Raw genomic sequence first — 10,272 nt, 5'->3', positions numbered from 1 at the left:
GCTAGCTCTCCACCTTTTCTGATCTATCGGTTAGCAAATCCACCAGTTCGATACCGGTGATGCCGCTGAGCAGCCCGGCCAGCGGCACGGACCGGCCGGTGCCCCGGCGCAGTCGCTTGCGCAGGTCCAGTGCCAGCAGCGAATCCAGGCCCAGGTCGAACAGGGCCGCGGTCAGGTCGATGCCGCCGGGGTCGCCCAATTTGAGCACCGCCGAAAGCTCGTGCCGGACGACGTCTTCGGCGTCGGCACCGGCACTGATGGCGACCGGAACCTGCTGCGGTACAGCCGGTTCCGCGTCAGCGGGGGCAGCACCGAGCAGCGTCGCCAACCGCTCGGCATCGGCGCTGAAGATCAGCGGCGCGGGCGCGGAGGTCCCCAGGGCCGCCTCGATGGCGACGTCGGGATCCATCTCCCGCAGCCCGGCGCGCTCGATTCGCGCCACCTCCTCGGCACCGACGATGCCGGCGCCCGGCCACAGTCCCCACCGCACGGCCACACAGTCGAGCCCCTTGGCGCGGAACTGCCCGGCCAGCACATCCTGCATGCGGTTCACGGCTGCGTAGGCGACATGACCGAGCCCGCCCCACAGTCCGGACACCGATGAGCACACCAGGATTCGGGCATCGGGACGCAACGGCCAGGACTCGGTCAGCCGGGCCAGACCGGCGACCTTCGCGGCCGCGGTGGCGATGAACTCATCCGCGCCGACCGTCGTGCCGAACGCTGCCGCACCGGCCGCGTGGACCACGAGCGTCGCACCGACACCGGCGTGGGTTGCCGCGGCGGCCGAAACCTGCTCGGACGACGTGATGTCGCACTGCACCGACACCACGTCGGTGCAGTCGAATTCGGCCAGTTGCTGTGCATCGGTGCCGCTGCGGCTCACCAGCACGATGCGCCGGGCGCCCGCGGCGGCCAGAGTCCGCGCGAAGTGCAGGCCGACGGCACCGTTTCCGCCGGTGATCACCACGTTGTCCAGTAGCCCGGGCGCCGGTGCGTCAGCATCCGGCAGGGCCGCCAGGCCGCGCCGGTACTGCTCTGAATCACGCAGCGCCACTTCGGTACCCGTACCCAGCATGGTCTCGACGACGGCAGTCGCGGCCGGCGTGTCGATTTCCCAGGAGGCCAGGTCAAGGTGGCGGAAGGACTGATCCGGATGGTCGAAGCCGATGCTGCGGTGCATGGCGGCCAGGGCCGCCTGAGCCGGCAACGCCACCGGCTCGTCGTCGCGCACGTGCTCGCCGCCGACGGTCACCAGCCACACGTCGTTGCATTGTGACCCAATGGCATTCGGGTAGTCGCAGAGTCCACCGCGGATCAGCTCGGCGAGGTCCGTGATCGCCGCCTCGGTGTCGGGGTGGTCGAGCATCGGCGCGACGACGATGAGCAGATCGGCCTCGGCGGGCTCGACCAGCACGGTGCCGAGATTGGCCCGCACACCGTCGCGGATCCGGTCGGCCAGCTCACCCCGTGGTCCCGGCAGGTCCAGCACCGCGGCACGCCGGATGATCAGCGGCACGGTCTCATCGGGCTGCGGCAGCCAGTGTTCGGCGCTGACCGTCAGTCCGGCCACCGCGGGCAGCGGTTCCGGCGCGGCCCACAGGTGCATCGCTGCCATCGGGGCATGCGGAAATCCGCGCAGCATCGGTTGATTCGGCTCGATGTGCTCGGCCCAGTCGTAACCGGGATCGGCCACAGCCACAGTGGCGATGTTGTCGGAGAGCACGTCGACGAGGGCCTCGTCGCGGCGTCCCGACCCGACGATCAGCGGCGCATCGGTATCGGCGAGCGCATGCAGCAACGCGGGGTGCGCCGACATCTCGACGAATCCCTCGACGCCGCTGTCCCGCACCGTCGCGGCGGCCCGGTCGAACCGCACGGTGCTCCGCAGATTCCGGTACCAGTACTCGGCGAATTCCGTGTCCGCGCCGACGACCTCACCGGTCACCGATCCGACGAACGGCACCGTGCCATCGCTGAATCGAGACTCCGGCACCCCGGCAAGCAGTTGCGCCCGCAGCGGATCCAGCGCGCTGGTGTGGGCGGGGAAGCTCATGGCGATGACGCGCGCGAAACGCCCGCGCGATTGCAGGTCGGACACCAGGTCCGCGATGGCGTTCCGTTCCCCGGACACCACCACCGAGGCCGCCGAGTTGACCACCGACAATTCCATCCAGCCCGCGGCATCCGAAACCGCTTGCCGCGCTTCGTCGACGCTCACACCCAGACTCGCCGCGCCAAAGTCGCCGGCCAGGCTGTCCAACGCCCCGGCCCGGGCGATCACCACGGCGACCGCTTCCGCCAGCGTCATGGCACCGGCGACATGGGCCGCGGCGATTTCGCCGAGGCTGTGCCCCAGCGTGACGTCGGGCTCGATGCCCAGCGCCTGCCAGACCGAGGTCAGTCCGACGGCGTGCGTGAACTGCGCGCTCTGACTGTGGATTTGGGTCCACTCGCGATCGACGGGGTCGACCAGGAAGTCCAGCGGAGAGTCGATTCCCGCGGCGACGAACGCGGCGGCGCAGCGGTCGACCGCGGCGCGATACACCGGCAGCTGCCGATATGCGTCGGTGCCCATCGACGGCCACTGGCCACCGTTACCCGGGAACACGAAGGCCGTCCGGGGCGCTGCGGTCCGAGAGGACACCGCCACCAGGGGGTGCTCCTCGCCCGCCGCCAGCGCCCGCAGCGCGGCCGCCAGTTCGGCGGCGTCGTGTGCCCGGACCACGGCCCGGAACCGACGACGACGGCGCAGCCGCAACAACATCGCGGCCACCGCACCGAGGCTCACGGCCCCGATCCGGTCCAGGAAGTCGGCGACGCCGGTCGCCTCAGCCGCCAGCAGCTCTTCGGTGTGCGCGCTGAGCAGCACGGGTACGCGGCCGTCAGGAAGGTGCGAAAGGCTCATCACGCCACCCGCTCCTCGGGCATGGCGACGATGACGTGCGCATTGGTGCCGCTCATGCCGAAAGCCGAAACCGCGGCAAGACGTTCGCCGTTCACCGCAGGCCACGGCGCGGGGTTGGTGGCGAGCTTCAGTCCCTGTGCGCTCCAGTCGATTTCGGCGCTGGCCTGTTCGATGTGCAGGCTCGCCGGGATGGTGGCGTGCTCGGCCGAGACGAGTACCTTGGCCAGTCCGAGCGCGCCCGCGGCGGCCTGGCTGTGTCCGACATTGGATTTCACCGAACCGAGGACCGCGCCCTGCCCGGGTGCGGTGGCACCGTAGGTCTGGGCCAGCGAGTTCAATTCGGTCCGGTCCCCGAGTTTGGTTCCGGTGCCGTGCCCTTCGACCATCCCGATCTGGTCGGGCCGGGCGCCGGATTGGTCGAGCGCGCGGCCGAACAGCCGGGCCTGGGCCGGACCGCTCGGAGCGGTCAGGCCGGTGCTGCGTCCGTCCTGGTTGAGGCAGCTGGCACGCACCTCCGCGAGCACGCGGTGCCCGTTGCGCTGCGCCACCGACTTTCGTTCCAGCACGAACATCCCGGCGCCTTCGGCCCACACGGTGCCGCTGGCCTGCGCGCTGTAGGGCCGGCAGTGCCCGTCGTCGGAAAGTGCGTGCTGCTTGGCGAATTCGACGAAGTATCCGGGCGACCCCATCACGCATACGCCGCCGGCCAGCGCCATGCTGCAATCCCCCGCGCGCAGTGCCTGCACCGCGGTGTGGAACGCAGTCAGCGCCGACGAACACGACGTGTCGACCGTCAGCGCCGGACCATCGAGGCCCAGCAGGTAACCGATGCGTCCGGAGATCACGCCCAGCGACGTCCCAGTGATCAGATGCCCACTCAAGTCCGAGTATTCGGCAAGGTCGGGGCCGTACCCGGTGCCCGAGGCGCCGATGTAGCAGCCGACGTCGTGTCCGGCCAACTCGTCCGGGTTGATCCCGGCGTCCTCCAGCGCCCGCCACGTCACCCGCAGCGCCACTCGCTGCTGCGGGTCCATCGCCACCGCCTCGCGCGGCGAGATACCGAAGAACGACGGATCGAACAGGGCGGCACCGGAGAGGAAGCCGCCGCGGTTGTGGATCCGTTTGAATCCATCGCGGCGCGAGCCCGCGAGCAGGTCACGCACGGCCCAGCCCCGGTCCTCCGGGAACGTGCTCAGCGCCTCGCGTCCGGAAGACAGTAACTGCCAATAACTTTCGGCGTTGTCCACGTCACCGGGCGCTTCGACCGCCATCCCGACGATGACCACCGGATCGTCCGTGCCCATCAAGTCAGCGCGCACTGATCACTTCCGCGATCGCGTCCAGCTGGTCGTTGAGATAGAAGTGACCGCCGTCGAATTCGGTCAGGGTGAAGGCACCCGACGTGTGATCTTCCCAGCGGCGCAGCATGTCCTGGTCGATGCGATGGTCGTCGCGTCCGCCGAGGGCGTGGATGTCGGCGGCGATGCGGCCGCCGCCCAGGTACCGGTTGAGTGCTTCGTAGTCGGCACCCACCGCCATCAACAGGAGTTCGACGAAATCTGGATCGGCGAGCAGCCGGGGGTCGGTTCCCCCGAGATCGACCATCTCCGCGAGCATTTCGCGAGGTCCGGTCGGCAGTGGAGGCGCGTCGACCACATCGCACGGCGCCTGGCCGGCGGATGCCCAGAGGCTGTGCACGGTGGCGCCGCTCTGTTCGGCGACCCGGGCGAACTCGAATGCCACCACCGCACCCATGCAGTGCCCGACGAGCCGCAGCGGGCCCGCGGCCGCCCAGTCGCCCGCGGCGAACAGGTCGGCTGCCAGTTGCTCGACCGTCGGGTGCGCCGGATGCGCGAGCCGATCGGCACGGCGCGGATACTGCACGACGTACGTGTCGATCCCCTTGCCCGACAAGGCAGTTGCCAGGTTCCGGTAGGCCACCGCGGCACCGCCGGCATGCGGGAAGACCACCACGGCCCCAGCGTCGCCGGTGCCCGGGTAGTGCTTGATCCATGGCGCGAAGGCGCCTTTCAGCCCAGTCGCGGAGGCCGATCCCATTTCGGTCATGAGACAGCCGCCGGATCCAGCGCGGTGAGCACGTCGTCGTGGTTCATCTCAGCAATCTCCAGGTAGAGCTCAGCGACCATGTCCAGCCGCCCGTTGCCGTCCTCGCGGCCGATGAGCCGCTGCGCCAGGGCTCGCACGGTCCGGGCGGCAAAGATGTCGGGCACGCCGACGGTCGGGGTGTCCAGCCACTTCCGGATCCGCGCCACGGTGGCGGTCGCCAGGACCGAGTCACCGCCGAGCTCGAAGAAGTCGTCCTCGACACCGGCGTCGACCGTGAGCAGCTCGGAGACGATCGCCACCAGCGCCCGCTCCAGCGTGGTCTCCGGCAGTGCCCGGCCGGCGCCGTCGGCCGCCTGAACCAGCGCTGCCAGTTGACCGGCTGCGGCCCGACGGTCGGTCTTGCCGCCGACGGTGAACGGAATCGCTGCAACCACCTGCAGCTGCCGCGGGATCATGTGCGGCGGTACGAGTTCGGCCACCGCCGCGCTGATGCGCTCGGAGGTCAGGTCGGGATCGTCAACCGAGACCAGCGCCGCCAGCACGTCGTGACCGCGTTCTCCTCCGGAGACCACACCGGCCACCGCGGCGCGCACCCCGGGCACCCGCTGCAGTGCGGCTTCGACGTCACCGAGCTCGATCCGGTAGCCGCTGATCTTCACGCGGTGGTCGGCACGCCCGACGAACTCCAGGATGCCGTCCGGCCGGTATCGCGCCAAATCCCCCGAGCGGTACCAGGTTCGGCCGGCGTAGCGCACGAATCGGTCGGCGGTCAGGTCCGCCCGGCCACGGTAGCCGGAGGCGATGCCGCGTCCGGTGAACCACAGTTCGCCGGCCACCCAGTCGGGGCAATCCTGGCCGGCCTCGTTGACCACCCGGCATGCGTTGTTCGTGAACGGCACGCCGTAGGGCACCGCCGACCAGGTGTCGGGCAGCTCGCCGGCCTCGAAAATGGTTGCGTGGATGGCAGTTTCGGTGGCACCGCCGAGCCCGGCGACGCGCACACCCGGTGCCTGCGCCTGCAGGTGCCGCACCATGGCGGTCCGGACCCAGTCACCGCCGGTCAGCACCACTCGCACGGTGTCCAGACGTCCCGCGCCCACCTCGACGAGCATCTCCAGCCAGCCCGGCAGGAAGTTGAGCACCGTCACGCCGTGCTCGGCGATGAGGGCGGCCCAGTGGTCCGGGTCGCGCCGGTACGGCTCGTCGACCACCACGATGCTGCCGCCGGTGGCGAGGGTGGCGAACATGTCGAGCACCGACAGGTCGCATTCCAGGGTGGCCAGCGCGAGGCAGCGGTCAGCCGGTCCGATGTTGAAGTGCCCGTACAGGAATTCGGCGGTGTTCATCGCCGCATCATGGGTGACCTCGACGCCCTTGGGCTCGCCCGTGGAACCGGAGGTGAACAGCACGTAGGCCAGCTCGTGCGGATCGGTGGCGGCGGGGACGAACGGCCCGTCGGCGCGGCGCCCGATCCGCATCGCCTCCGTCACGGTCAGTGACGGCTTCCACGACGGTGTCAGGTCGCCGCAGTACAGCGCCATCCGGACGCCGCCGGTCGCCAGAATCTTTTCGGTGCGGTCGGCGGGCTGGTCGACGCCGATCGGCAGGTAGACGCCGCCGGCAGCCAGGATGGCCAGCAGCGCGATGATCTGTTCTGCGCCCTTGGGGCCGAGCACGGCCACGGTGTCCCCCGGCGTGATGCCGGCGATCCGCAACGCCGATGCCACGGCCGAAACTTCCTCGGCCAGTTCGGCATACGTCCACTGCCGGGTCTCGCCGATCATCGCCGTGGCAGCCGGCCGCGCGGCAGCCGAGGCGAAGAAGCCGGTGTGCAGCGCCGCGCCACTCGGCGCCGCGGTGCGGCTGTTGGCCTCGTCGCGCACCGCGCGCTGGGCCGCCGACAACGGTTCCGGCGTCGTGGCCTCCCAGGCGGTGTCGTCGACGGCCAGCCGCTCCAGCTCGGCGATGTGCCGGGCGAACATGGCGTCGATGACGCCCGCCGGGAACGCCTCTTCGCGGACGTCCCAGTTGACCAGCACGCCGCCGTTGAACTCGGTCACCTGGGCGTCCAGCATCACCTGCGGCCCTTGCGAATTGATCCATCCCGGGGTGCCGAAGGTCTCGATCACCGCCGAGCCGAACAGTTCGCCGAGACCGAGGGCGCTGGTGAAGACCACCGGCGCCAGCACCTGGGTGCCGCGGTGCCGACTCAGGTCCCGGAGCACTTCGAGCCCGGAGTAGTCGGAATGTGCTGCGGCGCTGCGGAATGCGTCCTGCAGGACGGCGCATCGCCCCGTCGCGGTGGCCGCGTCGGTCAGGTCGACGTCGAGCAGCAGCGACGACGTGAAGTCGCCCACCAGGCGGTCGACATCAGCGTGGCGTTGGTCGCGCCCGAACAGCGGCACGTTCAGCAGGAAGCGCTGCCCGGCCGACCAGCAGGCCAGCGCGTCGGAGAACGATGCGGCCAGTGCCATCGCGGGCGTGATGCCGCGCCGGCGCGCGGCGGCATACAGCGCGTCCCGCACGTCGGGGGCCAGCCAGTGCCAGCGCCGGGTGGTGTGGCGCGGGTCGTTCTGCTCGGCGGCCGGTACCAGCGGCAGGCGCGGCGGATCGGGCAGTTCCGGGAGCCGGTCGCCCCACCACTGCCGGTCCGCATCAGCCCTGGGATTGACCTGTTCAGCTGATTGTGTTGTGGCCATGCGATATTCGCGGTAGGTGTAGGCCAGCGGAGCCAACTCGACACCGCGGTACAGAGCCGCGAGATCGGCCATCAAGGTGCGGTAGCTCATCGCGTCAGCGGCCTGCATGTCCAAGTCGACGTGCAGGCGGGTGGCGCCATCCGGGAGCAGCGTCAGGCTCAGTTCGAACACCTGGCCGGTCAACTGCTGATGTGCCTTGCGGCGTTGCATGGCGGCCAGCTGCTCCGCGATCTGATCGGCCGACAACGCCCGCAGGTCGGTGACCGTCACCGGGAAGTCACCGTCGAGCGCGGCGATGCGCTGCGTGCCGTCGGCCAGGAACTGCACGCGCAGCATGGGGTGCCGCACCGCCAATGCCATTGCGGCAGTGGTCAATCGCTCCGCATCGACCTCCTGGCCGTCGAATTCGACGTAGAGATGTCCGGCGACGCCGCCCAGTTGCTGGTCGTCTTCCCGGCCGATCCACATGGCGTGCTGCATCGGCGCCAGCCCGAACGGCTGGTCATGTTCCGAATTATCTTGCGGTACCGATGCTTCCGCGCGTTGCAGACCGCCCGCCGCGGACAGCAGTTCGGACCAGGCCGCGATGGTCGGCTCCGCTGCCAGTGCGGCGAAGTCGATGTCGATGCCCCGCTTCCGCCAGCGTCCGGCCAGCGACATCATGCGAATCGAGTCCAGCCCCTGACCGATCAGGTCGGCGCCGGGATCGAGGGTGTCAGCGCGGGCACCCAGCAGTTCGGCAACCTCCTCGCGGATGGCCTGCGAATTCACTGCCACGACGCCCACAACACCCCTCCAAATACGTTAAAGACAGGCTGTCCTAATTTTGATTAGGCTACCCTATATTGCTGCTACCTCCATGCCTACCCCGAGGGATCTGCCGTGACGCGCACCACTACCTCCGCCGAGGTCGATCAGCATTTGCTGAACGGATTCGTACCGTTTCCGCACGATCGCGCCGAGCGCTACCGCAGGGCGGGCTATTGGGCCGGTAAACCACTGGACAGCCTGCTGACCTACGGCGCAAGGCAGTGGCCGGACCGCGTTGCCGTCATCGATCCGTCCGCGTCATACACGTTTGCCAAACTCGATGAGCTGGCCGCAGAGGCGGCCGCCGGCTTCGCCGCACTTGGGATCGGAATCGGCGACCGGGTCCTGCTGCAAGTGCCCAACACCGCGAACTTCGCCATCGCCCTGTTCGGGCTGCTGCGCGCGGGTGCGGTGCCCGTCATGTGCCTGCCCGCCCATCGCCGCGCCGAACTCAGTCATTTCGCCACGGTCAGCGGCGCGGTCGCCCTCGTCATCGCCGACCGGTTTGGCGGCTTCGACTACCGGGACATGGCGCGCGAGCTGGTCGCCGAGCACCCGAGGCTCCAGCAGGTGATCGTCGACGGCGAGGCTGGCGAATTCACCAGCTGGGCTTCCCTTTTCGGCCGTGCGCCAATACCCGCGCCGACAATCAACACAGCGGAACCCGCATTGCTACTGGTATCCGGCGGCACCACCGGAGCGCCGAAGCTGATCCCCCGCACCCACGACGACTACTACTACAACGCCACCGCAAGCGCCGCGCTGTGCGAAATGACCGGCGACGACGTGTATCTGACGGTGTTGCCGGCGGCGCACAACTTCCCGCTGTCCTGCCCGGGCATGCTCGGTGCGATGTCCGTGGGTGCCACCACCGTCTTCACCACCGATCCCAGCCCAGAATCCGCGTTCGCCACCATCGCCCGGCACGGCGTCACCGTCTGCGCGCTGGTGCCCGCGCTGGCCACCCTGTGGACGCTGGCGTGCGATTGGGAACCGCAGCGCCCCACCACGTTGCGACTGCTCCAGGTCGGCGGCGCCAAGCTCTCCGCACCGGACGCGGCGGCCGCCCGCGCCGCGCTGACGCCCGGCCTGCAACAGGTTTTCGGCATGGCCGAGGGGCTGATCAACTACACCCGCCCCGGCGACGACCCCGAACTGCTCGATCACACCCAGGGCGCGCCGCTGTGCCCCGACGACGAACTGCGCATCGTCGACGACGAGGGTGCCGAGGTCGCGGTCGGCGACGAAGGCGAACTCCTGGTCCGCGGGCCGTACACCCTCAACGGCTATTATCGCGCGCCGTCCGACAACGAGCGGTCGTTCAGCCCCGACGGCTACTACCGCAGCGGGGATCGGGTGCGCCGCAGGGCCGACGGCTACCTCGAGGTCACCGGACGCATCAAGGACGTCATCCACCGTGGCGGAGAGACCATCTCGGCGCTCGATCTCGAAGAGCACCTGCTCACGCACCCGTCGATCCGGGCCGCCGCCGCGGTCCCGATGCCCGACCCCTACCTGGGCGAAAAAATCTGTGCGGTGGTCGTTTTCAGCGGACCGCCGGTCAGCCTCAGCGACCTCAACGGCTACCTCGACGGCCGCGGTGTCGCAGTACACAGCCGGCCTGACACCCTGGTGGCACAGACGTCGCTGCCGGTGACCGCGGTCGGCAAGGTCGACAAGAAGGCCATCATCCGCGCGATCACCACAGCCACCACCTGACAGTCCCTCGCGAGCAGACATAAAACTGTCGATTTGCGACTGAAATTGACAGTTTTGCGTCTGCTCGCG

General features: G+C 69.4%; 5 protein-coding genes. 1 reads left to right on the top strand and 4 read right to left on the bottom strand.

What is annotated here, in order from left to right; genetic code table 11:
• Position 1: 1 nt before the first annotated feature.
• The 4 genes from mbtD to A7G45_RS22725 are packed head-to-tail and all read right to left on the bottom strand — an operon-like array spanning position 2 to position 8,451.
• Positions 2-2,908, bottom strand: a complete 2,907-nt coding sequence (gene mbtD / locus A7G45_RS22740; protein WP_260940405.1) for a mycobactin polyketide synthase MbtD — start codon at positions 2,906-2,908, stop codon at positions 2-4.
• Positions 2,908-4,212: a beta-ketoacyl [acyl carrier protein] synthase domain-containing protein gene (locus A7G45_RS22735; protein WP_260940493.1), complete on the bottom strand. Its 1,305-nt coding sequence runs from the start codon at positions 4,210-4,212 to the stop codon at positions 2,908-2,910. The genes mbtD and A7G45_RS22735 overlap by 1 nt, the downstream gene beginning before the upstream one ends.
• Before the next feature lie 4 nt (positions 4,213-4,216).
• A complete protein-coding gene (locus tag A7G45_RS22730) occupies positions 4,217-4,975 on the bottom strand; it encodes a thioesterase II family protein (RefSeq protein WP_260940404.1) in 759 nt (252 codons plus the stop codon).
• Positions 4,972-8,451 carry a non-ribosomal peptide synthetase gene (locus A7G45_RS22725; protein ID WP_308204150.1) on the bottom strand — a complete coding sequence of 1,160 codons (3,480 nt, stop codon included), beginning with the start codon at positions 8,449-8,451 and terminating at the stop codon, positions 4,972-4,974. Before A7G45_RS22725 ends, A7G45_RS22730 begins: the two co-directional genes overlap by 4 nt.
• 105 nt (positions 8,452-8,556) lie before the next feature.
• On the opposite strand from A7G45_RS22725, the gene A7G45_RS22720 reads away from it, so the two are divergent.
• Positions 8,557-10,203 carry a (2,3-dihydroxybenzoyl)adenylate synthase gene (locus tag A7G45_RS22720; RefSeq protein ID WP_260940402.1) on the top strand — a complete coding sequence of 549 codons (1,647 nt, stop codon included), beginning with the start codon at positions 8,557-8,559 and terminating at the stop codon, positions 10,201-10,203.
• The last annotated feature ends 69 nt before the right edge of the window (positions 10,204-10,272 follow it).

Source organism: Mycolicibacterium llatzerense (genome assembly GCF_025331195.1).
In the GTDB taxonomy this organism is placed as follows: Bacteria; Actinomycetota; Actinomycetes; order Mycobacteriales; family Mycobacteriaceae; genus Mycobacterium; species Mycobacterium llatzerense.
The sequence above is the reverse complement of the archived record's forward strand: the minus strand, read 5'-3'. Positions and strand labels throughout refer to the sequence as shown.

Excerpts from the sequence above, each read along its gene's own strand:
- mbtD (WP_260940405.1), bottom strand. The coding sequence starts at position 2,908 with ATGAGCCTTTCGCACCTTCCTGACGGCCGCGTACCCGTGCTGCTCAGC.
- A7G45_RS22735 (WP_260940493.1), bottom strand. The coding sequence starts at position 4,212 with ATGGGCACGGACGATCCGGTGGTCATCGTCGGGATGGCGGTCGAAGCG.
- A7G45_RS22730 (WP_260940404.1), bottom strand. The coding sequence starts at position 4,975 with ATGACCGAAATGGGATCGGCCTCCGCGACTGGGCTGAAAGGCGCCTTC.